The organism is Quisquiliibacterium sp. (assembly GCF_982640115.1).
Genome location: NZ_CEXFHW010000002.1, coordinates 12,424 through 32,478 on the forward strand (window position 1 = coordinate 12,424; position 20,055 = coordinate 32,478).

The 20,055-nt window shown below is 72.6% G+C and carries 20 protein-coding genes; 9 read left to right on the forward strand and 11 right to left on the reverse strand.

The genetic code is table 11. The annotated features are described in order from the left end of the window. Positions 1-23: 23 nt before the first annotated feature. The 5 genes from modA to AC2H6A_RS00400 all read left to right on the forward strand — a co-directional run bounded on the left by modA (position 24) and on the right by AC2H6A_RS00400 (position 4,945). Positions 24-746, forward strand: coding sequence for a molybdate ABC transporter substrate-binding protein (gene modA, locus AC2H6A_RS00380; RefSeq protein ID WP_484271137.1), 723 nt, complete (start codon positions 24-26; stop codon positions 744-746). A gap of 8 nt (positions 747-754) precedes the next feature. Then, positions 755-1,429, forward strand: a complete 675-nt coding sequence (gene modB, locus AC2H6A_RS00385) for a molybdate ABC transporter permease subunit (RefSeq protein ID WP_484271138.1) — start codon at positions 755-757, stop codon at positions 1,427-1,429. A 4-nt stretch (positions 1,430-1,433) separates the two neighbouring features. Next, the gene (locus tag AC2H6A_RS00390; RefSeq protein WP_484271139.1) at positions 1,434-2,120 is read left to right on the forward strand and encodes an ATP-binding cassette domain-containing protein; all 687 of its coding nucleotides are present in this window, start codon (positions 1,434-1,436) and stop codon (positions 2,118-2,120) included. Continuing rightward, entirely contained in the window at positions 2,117-2,935 is an 819-nt protein-coding gene (locus AC2H6A_RS00395) for a TOBE domain-containing protein (protein ID WP_484271140.1), read from the forward strand. Before AC2H6A_RS00390 ends, AC2H6A_RS00395 begins: the two co-directional genes overlap by 4 nt. 150 nt (positions 2,936-3,085) lie before the next feature. After that, on the forward strand, positions 3,086-4,945 hold the full coding sequence (locus tag AC2H6A_RS00400; protein WP_484271141.1) for a PAS domain-containing sensor histidine kinase: 1,860 nt from the start codon (positions 3,086-3,088) through the stop codon (positions 4,943-4,945). Here AC2H6A_RS00400 and AC2H6A_RS00405 read toward each other — a convergent pair. Further along, entirely contained in the window at positions 4,935-6,047 is a 1,113-nt protein-coding gene (locus AC2H6A_RS00405; RefSeq protein WP_484271142.1) for a transglutaminase-like domain-containing protein, read from the reverse strand. The genes AC2H6A_RS00400 and AC2H6A_RS00405 overlap by 11 nt on opposite strands. 44 nt (positions 6,048-6,091) lie before the next feature. Next, positions 6,092-6,730: a TlpA family protein disulfide reductase gene (locus tag AC2H6A_RS00410; protein WP_484271143.1), complete on the reverse strand. Its 639-nt coding sequence runs from the start codon at positions 6,728-6,730 to the stop codon at positions 6,092-6,094. 126 nt (positions 6,731-6,856) lie between these two features. Between AC2H6A_RS00410 and AC2H6A_RS00415 the strand changes: the two genes are divergently transcribed. Beyond that, positions 6,857-7,963, forward strand: coding sequence for an AbrB family transcriptional regulator (locus AC2H6A_RS00415; RefSeq protein WP_484271144.1), 1,107 nt, complete (start codon positions 6,857-6,859; stop codon positions 7,961-7,963). Positions 7,964-8,019: 56 nt separating this feature from the next. Then, entirely contained in the window at positions 8,020-9,492 is a 1,473-nt protein-coding gene (locus AC2H6A_RS00420) for a cytochrome P450 (RefSeq protein WP_484271145.1), read from the forward strand. 2 nt (positions 9,493-9,494) lie between these two features. On the opposite strand, the gene AC2H6A_RS00425 is transcribed toward AC2H6A_RS00420, so the two are convergent. The 7 genes from AC2H6A_RS00425 to AC2H6A_RS00455 are packed head-to-tail and all read right to left on the reverse strand — an operon-like array spanning position 9,495 to position 14,529. Continuing rightward, positions 9,495-10,055: a pyridoxamine 5'-phosphate oxidase family protein gene (locus tag AC2H6A_RS00425; protein WP_484271146.1), complete on the reverse strand. Its 561-nt coding sequence runs from the start codon at positions 10,053-10,055 to the stop codon at positions 9,495-9,497. A 28-nt stretch (positions 10,056-10,083) separates the two neighbouring features. After that, on the reverse strand, positions 10,084-11,256 hold the full coding sequence (locus AC2H6A_RS00430) for a hypothetical protein (protein WP_484271147.1): 1,173 nt from the start codon (positions 11,254-11,256) through the stop codon (positions 10,084-10,086). 37 nt (positions 11,257-11,293) lie between these two features. Next, positions 11,294-11,470, reverse strand: a complete 177-nt coding sequence (locus AC2H6A_RS00435) for a hypothetical protein (RefSeq protein ID WP_484271148.1) — start codon at positions 11,468-11,470, stop codon at positions 11,294-11,296. Positions 11,471-11,485: 15 nt separating this feature from the next. After that, complete coding sequence (locus tag AC2H6A_RS00440; RefSeq protein WP_484271149.1) at positions 11,486-12,094, reverse strand: MOSC domain-containing protein; 609 nt, start codon at positions 12,092-12,094, stop codon at positions 11,486-11,488. Then, positions 12,091-13,059, reverse strand: a complete 969-nt coding sequence (locus tag AC2H6A_RS00445) for a threonine/serine dehydratase (protein WP_484271150.1) — start codon at positions 13,057-13,059, stop codon at positions 12,091-12,093. Before AC2H6A_RS00445 ends, AC2H6A_RS00440 begins: the two co-directional genes overlap by 4 nt. Next, the gene (locus AC2H6A_RS00450) at positions 13,052-13,828 is read right to left on the reverse strand and encodes a 2-keto-4-pentenoate hydratase (protein WP_484271151.1); all 777 of its coding nucleotides are present in this window, start codon (positions 13,826-13,828) and stop codon (positions 13,052-13,054) included. The genes AC2H6A_RS00445 and AC2H6A_RS00450 overlap by 8 nt, the downstream gene beginning before the upstream one ends. Further along, entirely contained in the window at positions 13,825-14,529 is a 705-nt protein-coding gene (locus AC2H6A_RS00455; protein ID WP_484271152.1) for a Crp/Fnr family transcriptional regulator, read from the reverse strand. Before AC2H6A_RS00455 ends, AC2H6A_RS00450 begins: the two co-directional genes overlap by 4 nt. A gap of 282 nt (positions 14,530-14,811) precedes the next feature. Between AC2H6A_RS00455 and AC2H6A_RS00460 the strand changes: the two genes are divergently transcribed. After that, positions 14,812-16,668 carry a phosphoenolpyruvate carboxykinase (GTP) gene (locus AC2H6A_RS00460; protein WP_484271181.1) on the forward strand — a complete coding sequence of 619 codons (1,857 nt, stop codon included), beginning with the start codon at positions 14,812-14,814 and terminating at the stop codon, positions 16,666-16,668. 88 nt (positions 16,669-16,756) lie between these two features. After that, positions 16,757-18,181: an aspartate aminotransferase family protein gene (locus tag AC2H6A_RS00465; protein WP_484271153.1), complete on the forward strand. Its 1,425-nt coding sequence runs from the start codon at positions 16,757-16,759 to the stop codon at positions 18,179-18,181. A gap of 137 nt (positions 18,182-18,318) precedes the next feature. Here AC2H6A_RS00465 and AC2H6A_RS00470 read toward each other — a convergent pair whose 3' ends face one another. Together AC2H6A_RS00470 and AC2H6A_RS00475 are read right to left on the reverse strand one after the other, a co-directional pair. Next, positions 18,319-19,266, reverse strand: coding sequence for a cyclase family protein (locus AC2H6A_RS00470; RefSeq protein WP_484271154.1), 948 nt, complete (start codon positions 19,264-19,266; stop codon positions 18,319-18,321). 74 nt (positions 19,267-19,340) lie between these two features. Beyond that, positions 19,341-19,958 carry a DUF1007 family protein gene (locus AC2H6A_RS00475; protein ID WP_484271155.1) on the reverse strand — a complete coding sequence of 206 codons (618 nt, stop codon included), beginning with the start codon at positions 19,956-19,958 and terminating at the stop codon, positions 19,341-19,343. Positions 19,959-20,055 lie beyond the last annotated feature (97 nt).

Genomic DNA, 20,055 nt, shown 5'->3' on the forward strand with positions numbered 1-20,055 from the left:
CCGGCCGCCTGCTCGCGGCCGTCGTGCTGGCGGTGCTGGCCCTGCCGGGCGCGCAGGCCGCCGAGCTCACCGTCTCGGTGGCGGCCAGCCTGTCCGGCGCGGTGCGTGAGGTGGCCGTGGCCCACGAGGCGGCCAATCCCGGCCTGAAGGTGCGCCTGAACGCCGGCGCCTCGGGCGCGCTGCTGCAGCAGATCGTTCGTGGCGCGCCGGTGGATGTCTTCGTGAGCGCCGATCTCGAGACCATGGACCAGGCCCGCGCCCGCGGTCTGGTGCCGGCGCAGGGCGTGCGGCCGCTGGCCGGCAACACCCTGGTGGTAGCGGTGCCGGCTGCTGCGACCTACACGCCGCGCGCCCTGGCCGACTTGCTCCAGCCGCCGGTGGCGCGCGTGGCGATCGGCTTGCCCGGCAGCGTGCCGGCGGGGCGCCACGCCCGCGCGGCGCTGGAGGCGGCGGGGTTGTGGAGCGCGATCGAGCCCCGGGTGGTGGGCGCGATGAGCGTGCGCCAGGCGCTCGACCATGTCGCCCGCGGCGAGGTCGACGCCGCCTTCGTCTATGCCACCGATGCGGCCCTGATGCCCGAGCGTGTGCGGGTGGCCTTCACCGTGGCCACCGCGCAGCCGTTGCGCTCTGCCGTGGCGCCGGTGATCGCCTCGCGCCAGCCCGAGGCAGCCGAGCGCTTCATCGCGCAGCTGCTCTCGCCGGCCGGGCAGGCGGTGCTGGCCCGCCACGGCTTCACCCGGCCCTGAGCGACGCCATGGACGCCGCCTGGGTTGCGCTGGGGCTGTCGCTGAAGGTGGCGGGCTGGGCCACGCTGATCAACCTGCTGCTGGGGGTGGCGCTGGGCCAGGCGATGGCCCGCTGGCGATTCCCGGGGCGCGAGCTGGCCGACGCCCTGCTTACCCTGCCCATGGTGATGCCGCCCACGGTGCTGGGCTATTACCTGCTGGTGCTGATCGGCAGCCAGGGTCCGATTGGCGCCTGGCTGCTCGAGCACCTCGGCGTGCGACTGATCTTCACCTGGCAGGCGGCGGTGATCGCGGCGGCGGTGGTGTCCTTCCCGCTGGTGTTCAAGGCGGCCCGGGCGGCCTTCGAGCAGGTCGACCCGGCGCTGGAGCACGCCGCGCGCACCCTGGGCGTGGGCGAGCTGGCGGTGTTCTTCCGGGTGTCGCTGCCGCTGGCCTGGCGCGGCATCCTGGCAGGCCTGCTGCTCGCTTTCGCGCGCGCCCTGGGCGAGTTCGGCGCCACGCTGATGGTGGCCGGCAGCATCGCCGGCCAGACCCGCACCCTGTCGCTGGCAGTGTACGAGGCCGTGCAGGCCGGGCAGGACGACACCGCCGCCTTCCTGGTGGCGGTGACTTCCGTGGTGGGGCTGGCGGTGCTGCTGGGCGCCGGCTGGCTGGCGCCCGGCCGCGTGCCAGCGCGGGGCTGAGGCCATGAGCGCCGATCCGGTCTGGTTCCTCGAGCTGCGGCGCGGCCTGCGCCAGGGCGCGACGCGATTCGACCTCGACCTGCCGGTGACGGCGGCCGGCCGCCGTCTGGCGCTGGTGGGCCCCTCGGGCGCCGGCAAGACCCAGGCCCTGAAGCTGATCGCCGGCATCGAGCGCGCCGATCTGGCCCGGGTGTGCATTGACGGGCACTGGCTGGAGGACAGCGAACGTGGGCTGCGGCTGTCGCCGCAGGCGCGGCGACTCGGCGTGGTCTTCCAGGACTTCGCGCTCTTTCCGCATCTGAGCGTGCGCCAGAACATCGCCTTCGCCGGCCGGCAGGGCTGGCGCAACCCGGCGCGCGATGCCGGCGGGCCGGCGGTGGAACGCTGGCTGACCGCCTTCGGCCTGGCTCCGGTGGCCGACCTGTACCCGCCGCAGCTCTCGGGTGGCCAGCGCCAGCGCACGGCGCTCGCCCGGGCGCTGGTGACCGAGCCGCGGGCCCTGCTGCTCGACGAGCCCTTCGCCGCGCTCGACCGCAGTCTGCGCGAGGCGTTGCGTGCCGAGCTGCGCGCGCTGCTCGCCGATCTCGCGCTGCCCATGCTGCTCATCACCCATGACGAGGAGGATCTGCAGGTGCTCGATGCCGAACCGGTGCGCATCGAGGCGGGGCGCGTGCGGGCCGTGCTGCCATGACCCGGCGCGCAACCTCGCCCCGGCTCGGCGTTCAGGGCCTGCTGTGGCTGACCGCCGGCGACGAGAACATCGGCGGCCATGGCCGCATGGCGCTGTTGCGGGCGGTGGCCGAGCAGGGCTCGATCACGCGGGCGGCGCGGGCCTTCGGCATGAGCTACAAGGCCGCCTGGGATGCGATCGACACCATGAACCGGGTGGCCGGCGAGCCGCTGGTGGCACGCAGCACCGGGGGGCGCGGCGGCGGCTCCACCCGGCTCACGCCGCGCGGCGAGCGGCTGCTCGCCCGCTTTGCCGAGGTGGAGGGCATCCACCGCCGCTTCATCGACCTGCTCGCCGAGCAGGCCGTCGACCTCGACCAGGAGTTCCCGGTGCTCAAGGCCGTCAACCTCAGGACCAGCGCCCGCAACCAGTTCGCCGGCATGGTGAGCGCGCTGCGCCCCGGCGCGGTCAACGACGAGGTCGAGATCACGCTGCCCGGCGGCCTGCGGCTGGTGGCGATCATCACCAGCGACAGCACCCGCAGCCTGGGCCTGCGCGCGGGGCAGCCGGCGATGGCGCTGGTGCAGGCGGCCGGCGTGGTGCTGGCCACCGGGCTCGACGGGAACCGGGTGTCGGCGCGCAACCAGCTGCCCGGCGTGGTGCGCGCGATCAACCCGGGGGCGGTCAATACCGAGGTGCTGCTCGATCTCGACGATGGGCCGGCGCTGGTGGCCATGGTCAGCGAAGCAGGCGCACGCTCACTTGGAATCGATGCAGGCACGCGGGTGACCGCACTGGTCGACGCCTCGGCGGTGATCGTGGCGGTGGCCGCCTAGCGGCGAAGCGTCAGGACGCGCTTTCCTGAGGAGGCCTTGAGTCCGGACAAGGGCGGCAGGCCGCCGATTCGTGTGATGTGCCGGCCTGCGGGGCGGCGGTAGACTTCCGACAGGCCGGGTGCAGTCGCGCGGCCCGTCCGGAGGCATGGCGTGCAGTCACTTGGCAACTGGTTCCAGCGTTCACCCCAGACCGCGGCGATCGCGGCGGTGGCGCTCGCCTTCCTGGCGGTCGAGCCTTTGGCCGTGGGCCTGCCGGCCATCTTCGGTGACGGCCGGGCCGTGCTGTTCTACTGCGCGCCGGTGCTGCTGGCCGCGCGGCTGGGCGGCCAGCGCGCCGGCCTGGTGGCCACGCTGGTGGCTGCGCTGCTGGCCGGGGTGCTGCTGGTGCTGGCGTACTCGCAGCCGGGCGCGCACAGCGGCGCCGCGCTGGCGATCTGGCTGACCCTGGTGCTGGTCGGGGTGCTGGCCAGCCTGCTGCAGGGCGCCGCCCCTGCGGCCGTGGCGGCCGACATCCCGGCGCCGGCCCGCGCCCTGCCCGCATCCGGCCCGCTCACGGCGGGTACCGACGACGGCTTTCGCGAACTCTTCGACAACGCGCCGGTGGGCGCCTGGATCGTCAACCGCGACGGCCGCATCGAGCGGGTCAATGCCCGGCTGGCCGCCCTGCTCGGTTATCGGCCCGACGAACTGGTGGGCCGCGAAGCGCCCAGCCTGAGCGACGCCGAGGACCACCGCCGCTTCATGCAGTTCCATCGCGGCCATCTGCGCGCCTTGCTCCACGAGCCGCAGACCTCCACCGTGATCGAGAAGCGCTACCGCCATCGCGAGGGCCATTCGGTGTGGGCGCGGGTGAGCGTCACCGCCGTGGGTCGGCTCGAGGACGGCTCGCGCCGCTGGTTGTCGGTGATCGAGGACATCGGGGCGCGCAAGTCGGCCGAGGCTGAACTGCAGCGCAGCGAGGAGCGCCTGCGGCGCCTGCTCGGCAACCTGCCCGAGCCGGTGCTCATCCTGCTCGACGATCGGCTGGCTTTCCTGAACCCGGCCGCCGAGCGACTGTTCCAGCGCGGCAGCGCCGAGCTCCTCGATCAGCGCATCGAAGCCCTGGTCCATCCCGAGTCGCTGCCGGCGCTGCGGTCCCGGCTGTCGGCGATGCGGGCCGGTGATGTCGGCGCCTTGCCGTCGCTGGAGCTGCGGGTGTTGTCGGCCGATGGCGCCACCCGCGTGGTTCAGCTCACCCCCTCGGTGTTCGAGTCCGATGGCAGCCTGTTCCAGCTGGTGGTGCTGCGCGACGTCGATGACCTGCGTCGCACCGAAGCGGCACTGGAGCAGTACCGTGGCGATCTGCAGCGGCTGCTCGCCGCCCGCTACAGCGCCGAGGAGCGGCACCGGCGGCGCATGGCCCGCGACCTGCATGACGGCATGCAGCAGCCGCTGGCGGCCATCACCATGGAGCTGATGCTGCTGCGCCGACGGGTGCCGGCGGATCAAGCCGCCCTGCATGAGCCGCTGTCGCGCGCCGCCGGCATGATCGACGACCTGTTCCGGGTCACACGCCATCTCATCGCCGGCCTGCGACCGCAGATCCTCGACGAGCTCGGCATCGAGGACGCGCTCGAGGTGCTGGCGCGCGAGTTCGGCGCGCGCACCGGGCTGCAGTGCACCCTGGAGATCCGCGGCGATGCGCTGGGCAGCGTCGGGCTCGCGATGGACGCGGCAATCACCCTCTATCGGGGTGCCCAGGAAGCGCTGGAGAACGCCGAGCGCCATGCCGGCGCCCGGCGGGTGTGGCTGCGGCTGGATCTCGATGCGGCCGACGCCATCCGTCTGGAGGTGAGCGACGATGGGCGCGGTCTGTCTGCCGAGGATCAGCGCAAGCCGGGCGCGTTCGGCCTGATCGGCCTGCGCGAACGGCTGCGCGAGTTTGGCGGCACGCTGGAGGTCGAGGCACGCCCCGAGGGCGGCACCCGCGTGTGCGCCAGCGTGGCGCGGGTGCCCCCGGTCAGGCGCTGACTTCGCGCGCCGAGATGGTGTAGCGGAAGCTGTCGGGCGCCAGTTCGTCGAAGCGGCCGGCGGCGTTCTCGCCGTTGGGGTACATGAGGAAGGGCAGGGGCCGGCGGCCTGCGCTGCCGGGCAGGGTGACATCATGGCCGGTGTTCCAGGCCACCCAGTTGCCTTCCCAGTTGCCGAACAGGCCCTTCATGACCGGCGCCACCAGCGGGTGCCGGGCGTCCTTGATCCAGTCGGCGGTTTCCTGGCGCATGACCTTGAGCACATCGGCCGGATCCATGGCCACCCAGCCGTGGGCCTTGAGGAAGACCTCGGCGCGGCAATGCTGCGCGCCCTTGAGGTTGGCCGAGTTGGCGCCGAGCTCGCGGTAACCGAAGGCCGAGGGTGCGAGCCGCAGGCCGTAGACATCGCGGGCCGGCACGCCCACCGAGCGGCACATGCCCACGAAAATGGCGTTCAGGTCGGCGCACTTGCCGCCGAGGTTGCCGGTCTCGAGCATGGTCTTGATGTCGCCGGTGCCGCAGCCGCGGGTCTTGGGCTCGCGGTGGGCGTTGGTCACCACCCACTGGTAGATGGCACGGGCCTTGTCGACATCGCTGCTGGCGCCTCGGGTGGCCTCGAGCGCGGTCTTGCGCACCACGCCGTCCACCGGCATGAGCTCGGCCGGGGCGAGCGCCGCGCGCAGCACCGCCGGGTCTTCGCTCACCGGCGTGGGCTTGCTCCAGTCGATCAGGCGGTTGCGGGTCTGCAGCCGGCTGGTGAGGGTGAGGCGGGGCTTGTCGACGGTGTCGGCGAACTCGGCGTGCAGCATGCGCACGCCACGGCCGGCATCGGCCACCAGACGCACCTGCGCGGCGTTGCCGGTCCAGGCATTGTCGAGCGGGCGCTGCCAGTCGGACTCGACCGAGGGCACCGGCAGCCAGACCCGGGTGACACCCTTCACGTCGGGAACCTCGACCACGGTGGTCAGCTCGAAGGTGCGCCAGGGGCCGGCCTGGGGCTCGAAGCGGCGCTCCTGGGCGGTGGCGGACAGCGGCAGCAGGGGCAGGGCAGCGGCAGCGGCGCTGCCCTTGAGCAGCGCGCGGCGGGCGGTGAGTCGGGTCATGCGGATACCTTGACGAGTGGTTTTGGGCGCCGGGCCACGGATGCTCAGAGCAGCGGCGCAAGCCAGGCGCGGGCGACGGCGGCGGTCCAGTCTAGCTCACCCAGCACGGTGAAGGCCGGCCGGCCCTGGCGGCCGATCACCACGGTGGTGGGGAACAGGCTCACCCGCCAGGCGCGGGCAGCCTCGCCGTCGGCGTCGCGCAGGATCGGCAGGTCCAGGGGCGTGTGCGCGAGGAAGCGGCGGATGGCGGCATCGGTCTCGCGAAAGTTGACCGTGACCACCTGCAGGCGATCGGCGGCGTGGCGCTGGGCGAGCAGGGCGAGCGAGGGCATCTCGGCGCGGCAGGGCTCGCACCAGCTTGCCCAGAAGTTGAGCACCACCACCTGGCCGCGGGCGTCGGCGAGCTTCCAGGCCGGGGCTTCCCAGGCGGGCAGCGCGAGCGGCGGCGTGGGCAGGCCGGTTGGCCAGGGCCGGCGTTGCGCGCCCGGGGGGTTGGCGGCGGCGTTCGCGCTGGCGCCGGCGCCCGGTCCTGCGCCCGTGTCGCCGCCGGTGCGGGGCTGGGCGGCTCCCGCGCGGGCTGCCCAGCCGCCGCCGGCGCCGATCAGCGCCAGCCCGGCACCAAGCGCGTGCAATCCGCGCCGGCGGGGCGGGATCGCGCTCGTGTCTGGGTAGGGCTTGCTCATGACGCAGCGGATCATACCGGCGGCGATCGGCGGCTTTGCGGACGCCCCTGCCCGTGGCCTGACCGGAGCCCGCGCGATAATGCGCCGGTCGGGAAGCCCGGTCCCCGGCCGATTCCGCCTTCCCTGATGTTCCCTGCCACCGTCACCGTCGCGGCCTTGCGCCGCTTCCTGCTCGCGCTGCTGATCGGCCTGTCGGCCGGCGCCCTGTGCGCGTGGCTGCACACCCCGCTGCCCTGGCTGATCGGGCCGCTGTTCGCCTGCGCGATCGCCTCGGCCCACGGCCTGCCGGTGGGCAGCCTGCTGCCGGCGCGCAACGCCGGCCACTGGGTGATCGGCACGGCGCTCGGCCTGTTCTTCACCGCCGATGTGGTCGGGCGCCTGGTGAGCCACCTCGGTCTGGTGATGGTTGGCCAGGCCTGGGCGCTGGCGGTGGGCCTCACCCTGGCCTGGGCGCTGCGCCGCTTCGCACGGCTCGATCCGGCCACCGCCTTTTTCGCCGGGGCGATCGGCGGTGCCTCCGAGATGGCCATCCAGGGCGAGCGCAACGGTGCCCGCGTGGACCTGATCGCGGCGGCGCACAGCCTGCGCATCCTGCTCGTGGTCAGTGTCACGCCCTTCGTCTTCCAGTGGCTGGGGGTGCGCGGATCGGACCCCTCCCAGCGGGTGACGCTGGCGGTGCAGTGGTGGCCGGGCTTCGCGCTGCTGCTGGTTCTCACCGTGGCCGGCGGGCTGGCCTTGCGCGCGCTGCGTGCGCCCAGCCCCTGGCTGATCGGGCCGCTGCTGGTGGCGGTGGGCCTGAGCGCCTGCGGCGTGGCGCTCACCGCCATGCCGGCCTGGATCGTGAGCCTGGGCCAGGTGGTGATCGGCATCTCGCTGGGCACCCGCTTTGCGCCGGGCTTCTTCGAGCGCGCCCCGCGCATGCTGGCGGTGGTGGGGGTCACCACGCTGATCGCGATCGCCGCCTCGGCCGGCGTGGCCTGGCTGATGTCGCTGGCCTCGGGCATTCCCTGGGCGACGCTCACCCTGGCCACCTCCCCCGGGGGCATCGCCGAGATGGCGCTCACCGCCAAGCTGCTCGAGCTCGGAGTGCCCATGGTGACCCTGTTTCACCTGACGCGGGTGCTGATGCTGGTACTGTTCGGCGGCATGTTCTACCGCGGTCTGGCCAGCCGCCTGGGCTGGCCGCTGGGCCGGCCCGATGCGGCCGGCGGCCCGTCGACCGGCCGGCCCTGAGGGCAGCGGCTCCGAGGGCGGCCGGCTCAGAGGCTCATCGCCCCAAGGAGTTGCCCATGCCCCCGAGCACCGATCACGCCATGGCCGCGGCCCTCGAGCTGCCTCGTCTGCGCGCCAGCGACGGCTTTCGCGCACCCGCCACCGAGGTGGCCGACCTGCCCGGTCCGCGCACCGTGCCGCTGCTGGGCAATGCGCACCAGCTGCGCGCCGGGGCGGCCCATGCCTGCCTGGAGCAGTGGGCGGCCGAGTACGGGCCGATGTACCGCTTCAGCGCCGGCGCCATGCCGATCGTGGTGCTCAGCGACCCGGTGCTGATCGGCGAGATCCTCCGGCACCGGCCGGCGATGTTCACGCGCGGTGTGCGCCTGGCCACCGCGATCGACGAGGTCGGCCTCGCCGGCCTGTTCACCGCCGAGGGTGAACGCTGGCGCCGGCAGCGCAAGCTGGTGATGCGCGCGCTCACGCCCGACGCGGTGCGCCACTTCTTTCCGATCATCCACACCGTCACCGCGCGGCTGCTGGCGCGCTGGCGCGAGGCCGCGCGCACCGGCGCCGCGGTGGAGGTGGGGCGCGACCTGAAGTGCTACTCCATCGATGTCACCACCTGGCTGTCGATGGGTGTGGATGTCGACACCCTGAACCACGCCGACGACCCGCTGCAGCAGGATGTGGAGTTCCTGTTCGAGACGCTGGGCCGGCGCTTCCTGAAACCGTTTCCGTACTGGCGTTATGTGCGTCTGCCGGCCGACCGCCGTGCCGACGCTGCGGTGGCCCGGCTCAACCGCACGGTCGATGACCTGATCGCCCAGGCCCGCGCCCGCATGGCCGCCGACCCGGCGCTGGCGGTGCGGCCCGGCAACATCCTCGAGGCGCTGCTGGTGGCGCGCGACGAGCCCGGCTCGGAGTTCACCGACGAGGATGTGCGCGGCAATGTCGCCACCATGCTCTTCGCCGGCGAGGACACCACCGCCAACGCCATGGCCTGGCTGCTGATGCTGCTGGCCGACACCCCGGGTCCGGCCGCGCGGGTGGTCGAGGAGATCGATACGGTGCTGGCGGGCGAGTCGCTGGTGCCCGAGTTCGGGCTGCTCGCGCGCCTGCCCTGGCTGGAGGCGGCCGCGGTCGAGTCGATGCGGCTGCGCCCGATCGCGCCGCAAAATGGCGCCACCGCCCGGGTGCCGGTCGACCTCGGCGGCTTGCGGATTCCGGCCGGCCAGACCCTGATCATGCTCAGCCGCCCCACCGCCCTGGATGCCGCCCGCTTCGAGGATCCGCTCAGCTTCCGGCCCGAGCGCTGGCTGGGCGACCAGTCCGAAGGCGCCGACGATCCGCGCCGTGCGATCTTCCCCTTCGGCGGCGGGCCGCGCTACTGCCCGGGCCGCTACCTGGCGATGGTCGAGATCAAGATGGTGGTGGCGATGGCGCTGGGCAATTTCCGGCTGGCCATCGACCCGGCCGCGCGCATCGAGGAGCACTTCACCTTCACGATGGGTCCCTCGAGCCTGCCGCTGCGGTTCACGGCGCGCTGATCTCAGGGCTCGAGCCAGCTGCTCTGCCAGCCGCCGGCCGACCAGCGCAGGCCGGCCCGGCGGTGTCCGGCCGGGTCGAGCAGCAGCCAGTCGAGCTCACCGACCACCACCCGCAGCACGGCGAAATCGTCGGCCCCCTGATAGAGCCCGCGGCTGTGCGCGGCCAGACCCTGCCAGGCCTGCGCGCTCAGCGCATCCTGCGCATGCACCGTGGCCTCGCCATGGGCACGCACCTGGGTGCGCGAGGCTGCGTCGTGGAAGACCAGGCAGACCGGCGGTCGGGCCTGCAGCTGGCCGATCTTGCCGGCCCGGCGATGGCTGTGGATCAGCAGGACACGCCCGGCGGGGTCGGCGTGGCGCAGCACCACCGTGCGGGCATCGGGCACGCCCGGCTGCCGCAGGCTGGCCAGCACCGGCCAGTGGAAGCCGTGGGCGGGGTCGCCGCTGCCCTGGACCAGCGTCTGCCAGATCCGTGCCGGCAGAGCGGCGAGGTCGGGCAGGTCCTGTGTGGCCTGTGAGCAGGCGCTTACACCGCTGCCGGGCGGCGCTGAATCTGGGCTCATGCTGCGACCCGGCATGACCCGACGGCGCTCAGACCGCCTCCATCGGCACCGCCCGGGCGAGCAGCGCCTGCCATTGCTCAGGGCTGCTCGGCCAGCCCCGGTCGCCGGCCAGCGCCAGCTGGCGCAGCGCCGGCCCCACCTGCCATGCCGGGGGTTGACCGAAGCCGGCGGGCAGCTCGCGCCAGAGCCGGCGCAGCAGGTTCTCGGGCACGCCGAAGCGCCGGGCCAGGGCCTCGATCACGGCGCGGTCCTGGCCGGCGTCGATCGCGCGCCGCAGCACCCCTGCCCAGTGCAGGGCATGGGCGCCGGCGGTGCGGGTGGCCAGGCTGCGCAGGTCGAAGCCACCCGTGCCCAGCCCACCCTCGGGCGCGGCATCGAGCGGCACCAGGCTTTGCGCGAAAAAGGCCGCCAGTCCGGGCAGGCGACCGAGCACATGGGTGCGCGCGGCGGCGTGGCGCGGATCGAGCATCAGCCAGTTGTAGCAGCCGAGGTGCCGGCCGGCGCCGGTGTCGGCGAGCCGCGCCAGCACGGCCGGCTCCAGCGTGGCCTCGATCATGGCGGCCACCCGCTGCTCGACCGCCTGTTCGCGCAGGTCGGTGGCGCGCAGCACCCGGCCGTAGAAGGCGATGTCGATGATGCCGTCGCGCAGCGCGGCGCGCAGGCCGGCAAGGAAGTCGGGGCTGCGGGCCTCGCGGTCAAAGAGGCTGGCCGGCGCCTGCGGCTCCAGCCGGTGCTCGGTGTCGAGGTGGCGTCGCCAGTCGTCGCGGCGCTGCGCCAGCACCGTGAGCATCTCTTCGGCCAGGCTGGCGAACAGGGTGTCGAGCAGCCGGTCGGCGTTCAGGCCGCTGCCGAGATCGGCGCCGAGCGCGTCGACCAGCCGCTTCAGGGTGGCGTCCGAGAGCAGCGAGCGGAAGTCGTGCACCAGACCGTCGCGGTCGACGCCGACGAATCGGGCATTCAGCCCCCAGGCCCGCACCAGCTGGGCGAAGATCGGATTGGCCATCAGCGACAGCCGCGACGCGATGGGCGGCAGCAGCACCAGCAGCCGCCACTCCGAGGAGGGATGGCGCCAGACCAGGGCCCGCGGGCTGCGCAGGTAGACCGCGGCAAGATGCGCGAGTTCGGGGCCGGTGCAGCCGGCGTCGAGCAGCTCGGCGTCGACCGGAAAGCCGTCGGCGCGCAGGGCTTCGAAGTCGGTCATGGGGTGGGCGCCGGGCGGGGGCGCCGCGGCGGGAGGCTCAGTCTGACCGCTTGGCCACGTAGAGCAGGCCGCCGCCGAAAAGGATGAGCAGCGTGGCCATGAGGGTGCGGCCGACGGAGTCGCGCCAGATGGCTTCGGCGGCGAACAGGGAACCCGCGGCGAGGAGGAATCGGGCGGTGCCGGCGGTGCGCTGGGCGGGACTGAGCTCGGGCATGAAAATGACTCTACCTCAGAACAGCGACGATTGGCGCTTGCCGTGCCGCAAGCGATGGCTTTGTTCGATGGTGACCACACGATCGCCCGGCAGCACATCGATCGGGGCACCGGCGGCGAGTCTGCCCGGATGAACGACGGCGCAGTAGGCGCCGGTGAAGCCGCTCTGCACCATCATCTTGGAGGCCCAGCTGAAGCCCATGCGGATGTCGAACTTGAAGCAGGGCGAGCGCGGCGACTCCACCCGCAGCACCACCTCGCCGATGCGCAGCCGGTCGCCGATCCAGAGCGTGGGCTCGAACAGGCCGCTGACCAGCAGGTTCTCGCCCAGGGCGCCGGGGGCGAGCGGATCGGTGCGCCCGGCCTGTCCGCGCACCGTCTGCCAGAAGGCGTAGTGCTCCGACGGGTACAGGTAGACCGCCTTGTCGGGGCCGCCATGCACGGTGAGATCGACCTGCTCGTCGCCGGCCAAGCCCAGCGGGCCCACCGCCACCGGATCGGGCCGTTCCAGGGTGCTCAGGGCCTGCTTGCCGATGGCGCTCATCACCTGGCGAGGCCGCTCACCGCCATCCCGGGTGAGCAGGGGCGCAGCGCGGCCCGCGCACACCGCCAGCAGCCGGCTCATGGCGCTGGCGCCGCCAGCGCGGCCGGATCGACATTGGCGCCGCACACCAGCACGCCCACCCGCTCGCCGGGTGCGGGGCGATAGGCACCGCAGAGCAGTGCCGCCAGCGCGGTGGCGCCGCCCGGCTCGGCGGCCACGCGCGCGGCAGCCCACAGCGCGCGCTGCGCCTGCACGATGGCCGCGTCGGGCACCAGCACCGAGGCGGCGAGATGGCGCTGCGCGAGCGGGAACATGAGCTCGCCAACCTGCCGGGCGCCCAGGGAGTCGGCCGCCACGCCGGACACGGCCACGCTCACCGGCGCGCCTGCGGTCAGCGCACGGTGCAGCGTGGGGCAGCCCTCGGACTCGACCGCCACCACCCGCACCGATCCCTGGTACCAGGCAAGCATGCCGCCGATCAGGCCGCCGCCACCCACCGCCACCAGCACGGTGTCGAGGGCGGGGCACTGCTGCTGCCATTCGCGCGCCAGGGTGCCCTGGCCGGCAAGGGTGGCGGGGTGGTCGTAGGCATGGGATTCGAGCGCGCCGCTGGCCTCGCGAAAGGCGGTGCAGGCGGCCAGCGCACCGGCATAGTCCTGGCCGGCGAGCCGCACCTGGGCCCCCAGCGCGCGCAGCCGGGCCTGCTTGGCCGCGGGCGTGGTCTCGGGCACGAAGACATGCGCGGGCAGGCCGAGCTCGCTGGCGGCCAGCGCCACCGCGATGCCGTGGTTGCCACCCGAGGCCGCCGCCACGCCAGCCACCGGCACGCTGGCCGAGAGCAGGCGGTTGAAGGCGCCGCGGGCCTTGAAGGTGCCGCTCACCTGCAGGCACTCGAGCTTGAGCGTGAGGTCGTGGCCCTCGAGGGTGAGCTCGAGGCAGGGTGTGACCCGCACCCGGCCGGCGATGCGCGCGGCGGCGGCGGCGATCTCGTCGCGCCAGGCGATGCGCGTGTCGGCCGCGCCCGGCTGCCCGCCGCGCTCAGCCATGGGTGATCAGCGCCAGCCCGGGCAGCTCGATGCCCTCGATCCGGGTGCGCCAGTGCTGCCCGGGCGCCAGCGGCTGGGCATCGGTGAGGGTGCCGGTGGTGACGATGGCGCCCGCCGGCAGGCGCCAGCCCTCGGCCAGGGCCTGGCCCACCAGATGGGCGAGGGCCTGCACCGGCCCGTCGAGCACCGCGCTGCCTTGACCGGTGGCCACCGGCGCGTCGTTGCAGGACAGGTGCAGCGTGAGCCCGGCCAGGGCGGCGCCGTCGTCCGGCGCGCAGGGCCGGCGCGGGCCGATCAGCAGCGCGCCATGCAGCCCCTGTGCGGCGATGGCCTGGGCGGCGCTGAAGCGCCATTCCGGCCAGGGGCTGGTGACCACTTCGAAGCCGTGGGCCATCCAGCCGATGCACCCGAGCACATGGTCGGGGTCGGCATGCTCGGGGCTGGTGGCCAGGCCGAACACGATCTCGGGTTCGAGGCGCGGTTCGGCCCAGCGTGCCGGCCGCACCTCGGCGAGGCTGCCCTCGAGCTGCGTGACCGTGGTGTGCCAGAGCGGCCCGCGGATGGGATGGCTGACGCCGTAGAGCGGCCAGATGCTGCGGTTGGTGAAGCCGATCTTCCAGCCCAGCGGCCGCTCGCCACGGGCCTGCCGCAGGGCGCTGACCTCGTCCTGAAGGGCCTGGCCGGCGGCGGCGTCGGCGAGCGGGTAGGCGGCGGGGTCGAGACGGGCGCCGGCGTCGGCCGCGCTCAGCAGGCCCTGCGCGAGGCTCACGGCTCGCCGCCGGCCACCGCCTGCACCGCGGCGGTCTCGATGCGGAAGAAGCGGCCCTGGCGATCGAGGTCGTGCATCAGCCCCTCGCGACGGAAGGCCGCCACCGTGCGGCTGGCGGTTTCGGTGGTGATGCCCAGCACCGCGCCGACATCCTCCCGCGAGGGCAGCATGAGCTGGTCGTGGCCCTCGCCGGCCAGACGCAGCAGCAGCCGCGCCAGGCGCTGCCGGGCGCTGCCCGAGGCGAGATCGGCGATGAAGTCGTCGGCGGTCCTGAGCGCTTCGTGCCACTTGCGCACCAGCTGCTGGTGCAGGCGCGGCGACTCGGTCTCCAGGCGCCGGATGACCGCCACCGGGATGCGGCAGGCCTGGATGTCGGTGATGGCCACCGCGGTGGAGTCATAGGGCGCGCCGGCGGTGGTCTCGAGGCCGGCGATATCGCCGGGGCCGAGCAGGCGCACGATGCGCTGCGAGCCGTCGGCGTGGTAGCGCACCAGCTTGATCAGGCCCTTGCGTACGGTGAACACGTACTCGCCCTGGGCGCCTTCGGCGAAGACCGTGTCGTGGGGCGCCAGCGCCAGATCATGGATGGGCTGGTCGATCAGCTGGAAGTCGGCGCTGTTCAGGTTGGCGAACAGCGACTGAGCACGGATGCCGCAACTGGCGCAATCGGACTCGTTGACCGTATGGAGCTTGACTTGCATGGTGAGCCTTTCCGCCGGCTCTGGATGGTCGGGGAATTATGGCTGATCGGCCCGCGCAGCGGGTTGGCGGCGGCCGGGCTCGCCCCTGGCAGCCCGCCCGGGATACCCGATCAGGCTGCCTGCCCTCAGGCCCCGGCGTTCCGGACGGTGTAAAATTGATGGTTTCGCTCTTGTCCGGACCCCACGGAGCCCCGCATGAATCAGTCGAGAAGCGCTGCCGCCCTCCCGTCGCAACCCGTCGGTGATCGAGCCGGTGGGCTGCGGGCGGTCGATGCCCGAACCATGACCGGCGCCCCCGAGTGGGTTCAGCATGCCGGCCTGATCGAGTGGGTGGCCCGCATTGCCGCGCTCACCCAGCCCGAGCGCATCCACTGGGCCGACGGCTCGCAGGCCGAGTACGACAGCCTGTGCGCCGAGATGGTGGCCGCCGGCACCCTTCGCCCGCTGAACCCGGCCAGGCGCCCCGGCTCCTACCTGGCCTGGTCCGACCCCACCGATGTGGCCCGGGTGGAAGACCGCACCTTCATCTGCACCGAGCAGCGCGAGGAGGCGGGCCCCACCAACAACTGGGTCGCGCCGGCCGAAATGCGCGCCACGCTCGATGGCCTGTTCGCCGGCTGCATGCGCGGCCGCACGCTCTACGTGGTGCCGTTCTCCATGGGGCCGCTGGGCAGCCCGATCGCCCATGTGGGCATCGAGCTTTCCGACAGCCCCTATGTGGTCGTGAACATGCGCATCATGACCCGCATGGGCCGCGCGGTGTACGAGGTGCTCGGTGAAGACGGCCACTTCGTGCCCTGCGTGCACAGCGTGGGCAAGCCGCTGGCCGCCGGGCAGGCCGACGTTCCCTGGCCCTGCAATCCCACCAAGTACATCGTCCACTTCCCCGACACCCGCGAGATCTGGTCCTTCGGCTCGGGCTACGGCGGCAACGCCCTGCTCGGCAAGAAGTGCTTCGCGTTGCGCATCGCCTCCAACATGGGCCGTCAGGACGCGCTTGCCGGCGGCATCGGCTGGCTGGCCGAGCACATGCTCATCCTGGCGGTCACCTCCCCGCAGGGCGTCACCCGCCATGTGGCGGCGGCCTTCCCCTCGGCCTGCGGCAAGACCAACTTCGCCATGCTGATCCCGCCCAGGGGCTTCGAAGGCTGGAGCGTGCGCACCATCGGCGACGACATCGCCTGGATCAAGCCCCAGCCCGATGGCAGCCTGCGCGCCATCAACCCCGAGGCCGGCTTCTTCGGCGTGGCGCCCGGCACCAGCGCCAAGACCAACCCCAACTGCCTGGCTTCGCTGTCGCGCAACACCATCTTCACCAATGTGGCCCTCACCGATGACGGCGATGTCTGGTGGGAGGGCCTGTCCGACCCGCCCGCCCACCTCACCGACTGGCAGGGCCGCGACTGGACGCCCGAGATCGCCCAGGCCAACCCGGTCAACGGCAAGCCCCGGCCGGCGGCTCACCCCAACGCGCGGTTCACCGTGCCCGCCTCGCAGTGCCCGTCCATCGACCCCAACTGGGACAACCCGGCCGGCGTCCCGATCGACGCCTTCATCTTCGGCGGCCGGCGTTCCACCACCGTGCCGCTGGTGACCGAGGCCCGCGACTGGGAAGAGGGCGTGTACATGGCGGCCACCATGGGCTCCGAGACCACGGCCGCGCAGGCCGGCGCCACCGGCATCGTGCGCCGCGACCCTTTCGCCATGCTGCCCTTCTGCGGCTACAACATGGCCGAGTACTTCGGCCACTGGCTCGATATCGGCCATCGTCTGAAGGCCTCGGGCGCGCGCCTGCCGCGCATCTTCTGCGTCAACTGGTTCCGCACCGACGAGAACGGCCGTTTCGTGTGGCCGGGCTTCGGCGACAACATGCGCGTGCTGGTCTGGATGCTGCAGCGCCTGGAGGGCAAGGCCCAGGGCGTCGAGCACGCCTTTGGCACCACCCCGCGCTACGACGACCTGGTCTGGGACGGCACCGAGTTCCCGCGGGCCGCCTTCGAGCGCATCACCGCGGTTGACCCGGCCGAGTGGCAGCGCGAGCTCGCCCTGCACGACGAGCTCTTCAGCCAGCTCGCGCAGGGTCTGCCCAAGGCCCTCACCCGGGTGCGCGGCCAGCTGCAGTCCCGTCTCGGCGGCTGAGCCAGGCCGTCGCGGCCGCCCCGGCTTGCGGGTAGAGTCGGGGCGTGGGCGCCGTCTTCCCGGCGCGCCCGTCTGCCGGAGAGTTCCCATGAGTGCCATTCCCACCGCGCCCGCCCGCGTGGTGGCGCCTGCCGCCGCCACCGCCTTCAGCGCCGCCGCCCGGCGCGACATGACCTATCACCTGCACCCCACCAGCAACCTTGCGCTGGTGCAGGCCGAGGGCCCGCTGGTGATCCAGCGCGGCGAGGGCGTGTATGTGTATGACGAAGCCGGCCGCCGCTACATCGAGGGCATGGCCGGACTGTGGTGCGCGGGGCTGGGCTTCTCGGAGCGGCGCCTGGCCGACGCCGCCCATCGCCAGCTGCTCGAGCTGCCCTTCTACCATTCCTTCTCGGGCAAGGTGCCGGCCATCTCCACCCAGCTGGCCGAGACCCTGATGTCGGTGGCCCCCGAGGGGCTGAGCCGGGTGTTCTTCGCCAACTCGGGCTCCGAGGCCAACGACTCGGCGGTGAAGCTGGTCTGGTACTACAACAACGCGCTGGGCCGGCCGGCCAAGAAGAAGATCATCGGCCGGCGCAAGGGCTATCACGGCGTCACGGTGGCCTCGGGCAGCATGACCGGGCTGCCCTCCACCCACAACGACTTCGACCTGCCCGCGCCACGCATGCTGCACACCGCCACGCCGCACTTCTGGCGCGAGGGCCGGCCGGGCGAGACCGAGGAGGCCTTCTCGGCGCGGCTGGCCGGCGAGCTCGAGGCGCTCATCCTGGCCGAAGGCCCCGATACCGTCGCCGCCTTCATCGCCGAGCCGGTGATGGGCGCGGGCGGCGTCATCGTGCCGCCGGCCGGCTATTTCGAGCAGGTGCAGGCGGTGCTGCGCCGACACGACATCCTGTTCATCGCCGACGAAGTGATCTGCGGCTTCGGCCGCACCGGGCAGATGTTCGGCTCGCAGACCTTCGGCATCCGGCCCGACATCCTCACCTGCGCCAAGATGCTCACCAGCGGTTATCAGCCGATGTCGGCCATGATGGTCGGGCCAGGCATCTTCGAGGCCCTGGTGCGCCAGTCCGAGAAGCTCGGGGTGTTCGGCCACGGCTTCACCTACTCCGGCCATCCGGTGCCGGCGGCGGTGGCCCTCGAGACCCTGGCCATCTACCGCGAGCGCGACATCGTCGGCCATGTGCGGCAGGTGGCACCCGTGCTGCAGGAGGGTCTGCGCGCGCTGGCCGATCACCCGCTGGTGGGCGAGGCCCGGGGCGTGGGTCTGATCGGCGCGCTGGAGCTGGTGCGCGACAAGCGCAGCCGTGAGAACTTCGAGGCGAAGGCCGGCGTGGGCGCGAAGCTGGTGGCCAACGCGCAGAAGCGCGGCGCCATCGTGCGCACCCTGCCCGGAGACTCCATCGCCTTCTCGCCGCCGCTGATCATCCAGCCGCACGAGATCCGCGAGCTGCTCGACGCGGTCAAGGGTGCGCTGGACGACACCTGGGCGCAGACCCGCAGCCTGGCCTGATCGGGGCCGGTGTCACCGGCCTGATATCCGCGCCGGTCAGGCGAGGCCTGCGGCGCGTGCGATCCGGGCGGTCTGCGCGATCGGCACGGCCAAAAAAAGGGCGCCCGCAGGCGCCCTCGTGCCGTCTCAGGCCCGGATCAGTAGATGAACACCGGGTTGATGATCGCCTGCACGGCGCCGGTGATCCGCGACGGGCCCAGGGTGAACAGGCCCTCGTAGACCTTGTCCTTCACGGCCTCCTCGGCGTTCACATTCTCGAGGATGAAGGTGCCGTTCTCGGCCAGCAGGATCTGGTGGACATGGAAGATGTCGGTCGGTTTCTCGAAGGGGATCACCTCCAGGCCCCAGGTGTCGGCACCCACCATGGCCACGCCCAGCGAGGTCAGGTAGCGCGCGCCCTCCACGCCCAGACCCGGCTCCACCGAGCCGTAGCGCTTGTCGTCCTTGCCGATCAGCTTGGTCCAGCCGGTGTAGAAGATGACCACATCGCCCTTGCCGATGGGCTTGATGCCCTGACGGGCGATGGCCGCGTCGATCTCCTTGCGGTTGAAGGCCGTGCCTTCGGGCACCGGGTCCTTGCCCATCAGCCCGACCATGTCGAGGATGACGCCGCGGGTGGCCACGGCCGGCACGGTCTCGATGCCGAACTTCTTCAGGCCGCCGGCGGTGACGAAGTCGCCGGCCTTGGTGCAGTTGTAGTAGACATTGGCGGTGCCGATGTGGCCCAGGCCGTCGAGCTGCGAACCGATGCCCACCCAGCCCATGATGATGTCGTCGTTGTAGTTGGTCTTGGTGGCGCCGAGCGAGACACCGTTTTCCTGGCCCGGTGACAGCACGGTGAGCGAGAAGGTGCGCGGCGGGTAGGCCGGGGTGCGGCTGTTGGTCTCGATGCCCATGCGGATGGACTTGCCGCGCTTGACCAGCTTGGTGGCCTCGAGCACGTTGGCCGGGGTGATGTTGTTGAGCGCGCCGATCTGGTCGTTGGCGCCCCACTTCGAGGGGGTGCAGTTCTGGGCCTGGGCCGGGGCGGCCAGGACGAACGCGGCGGTGGCGGCCAGGGCCGAGGCGATGCGGGTCAGGGTCATGGGTCTTCCTCCTTGGTGGGACAGCGTGTTGCTCTTGTGGGGGTGACGCGGATGCATGCGGTTGCCCGGATGGCTCAGGTGCCGGGGCAGGTGAGGCGAACCACCGGCACGGGCTGGGCGCCCCAGCCCTGGGTCTCGAGGGTCTCGAGGGCGGCGCTGCCCTGGCAGGCATGGCCCGCGGGCAACGGGGGATCGTCGGCGCTCAGCGCCACGTACCACGAGGCATCGAACAGGCGCACGGTGAGCGGGCCGCGGTGGGGCTGCTCGAGTGTCACCTCGAAGCTGAGCTGGATGCGCTGGGCCGACTGTTCGGCGCTGAGGCCCCGGCTCACCCGGAAGCCGGGGCGGGTGTCGGTGCCGGCGCCCAGGCTCAGGAAGTAACCCTGGGTCGATACCAGCTGGTCATTGAGCCGGGCGAACGCCGCCAGCTCCTCGGGGTCGGCGATGCCGTTGCGATTGGCATCGATGCCGCGCAGGGCAAGCAGCGAGGTGAGCGGGTCGAGCATCCAGCGCACGGTAAGCCCGACCACCGCCCCGTCGCGCAGCACCGGGTCGAGCTGGTAGCTGAAGCGGGCGTGCGGATGGGCCTGCGCGACCGGCACGGTGGCCAGCCCGGCGGTCAGCACGAGCAGCGCGCCGAACAGCCAGCGGCGAGTGGCCTGGAATACCCTTTTATTGCAACAGACTTGCATGTGATGCTGCGGGGGGCGATACTCTGAATGGGGAATGCCATCCCCGAGCGGGCAGGATGCACGGAAGACGTGCATGCCGCAAGCCGCTGGTGCGCCC

What these genes read in the sequence shown, in the direction of transcription:
- AC2H6A_RS00420 (WP_484271145.1), top strand. Translation starts at nt 8,020, where the DNA reads ATGCCCCCGAGCACCGATCACGCCATGGCCGCGGCCCTCGAGCTGCCT.
- AC2H6A_RS00445 (WP_484271150.1), bottom strand. Translation starts at nt 13,059, where the DNA reads ATGGCTGAGCGCGGCGGGCAGCCGGGCGCGGCCGACACGCGCATCGCC.
- AC2H6A_RS00415 (WP_484271144.1), top strand. Translation starts at nt 6,857, where the DNA reads ATGTTCCCTGCCACCGTCACCGTCGCGGCCTTGCGCCGCTTCCTGCTC.
- AC2H6A_RS00390 (WP_484271139.1), top strand. Translation starts at nt 1,434, where the DNA reads ATGAGCGCCGATCCGGTCTGGTTCCTCGAGCTGCGGCGCGGCCTGCGC.
- AC2H6A_RS00470 (WP_484271154.1), bottom strand. Translation starts at nt 19,266, where the DNA reads ATGACCCTGACCCGCATCGCCTCGGCCCTGGCCGCCACCGCCGCGTTC.
- AC2H6A_RS00395 (WP_484271140.1), top strand. Translation starts at nt 2,117, where the DNA reads ATGACCCGGCGCGCAACCTCGCCCCGGCTCGGCGTTCAGGGCCTGCTG.
- AC2H6A_RS00440 (WP_484271149.1), bottom strand. Translation starts at nt 12,094, where the DNA reads ATGAGCCGGCTGCTGGCGGTGTGCGCGGGCCGCGCTGCGCCCCTGCTC.
- AC2H6A_RS00435 (WP_484271148.1), bottom strand. Translation starts at nt 11,470, where the DNA reads ATGCCCGAGCTCAGTCCCGCCCAGCGCACCGCCGGCACCGCCCGATTC.
- AC2H6A_RS00455 (WP_484271152.1), bottom strand. Translation starts at nt 14,529, where the DNA reads ATGCAAGTCAAGCTCCATACGGTCAACGAGTCCGATTGCGCCAGTTGC.
- AC2H6A_RS00430 (WP_484271147.1), bottom strand. Translation starts at nt 11,256, where the DNA reads ATGACCGACTTCGAAGCCCTGCGCGCCGACGGCTTTCCGGTCGACGCC.
- AC2H6A_RS00460 (WP_484271181.1), top strand. Translation starts at nt 14,812, where the DNA reads ATGACCGGCGCCCCCGAGTGGGTTCAGCATGCCGGCCTGATCGAGTGG.
- AC2H6A_RS00425 (WP_484271146.1), bottom strand. Translation starts at nt 10,055, where the DNA reads ATGAGCCCAGATTCAGCGCCGCCCGGCAGCGGTGTAAGCGCCTGCTCA.
- AC2H6A_RS00465 (WP_484271153.1), top strand. Translation starts at nt 16,757, where the DNA reads ATGAGTGCCATTCCCACCGCGCCCGCCCGCGTGGTGGCGCCTGCCGCC.
- AC2H6A_RS00405 (WP_484271142.1), bottom strand. Translation starts at nt 6,047, where the DNA reads ATGACCCGACTCACCGCCCGCCGCGCGCTGCTCAAGGGCAGCGCCGCT.
- modB (WP_484271138.1), top strand. Translation starts at nt 755, where the DNA reads ATGGACGCCGCCTGGGTTGCGCTGGGGCTGTCGCTGAAGGTGGCGGGC.
- AC2H6A_RS00475 (WP_484271155.1), bottom strand. Translation starts at nt 19,958, where the DNA reads ATGCAAGTCTGTTGCAATAAAAGGGTATTCCAGGCCACTCGCCGCTGG.
- AC2H6A_RS00410 (WP_484271143.1), bottom strand. Translation starts at nt 6,730, where the DNA reads ATGAGCAAGCCCTACCCAGACACGAGCGCGATCCCGCCCCGCCGGCGC.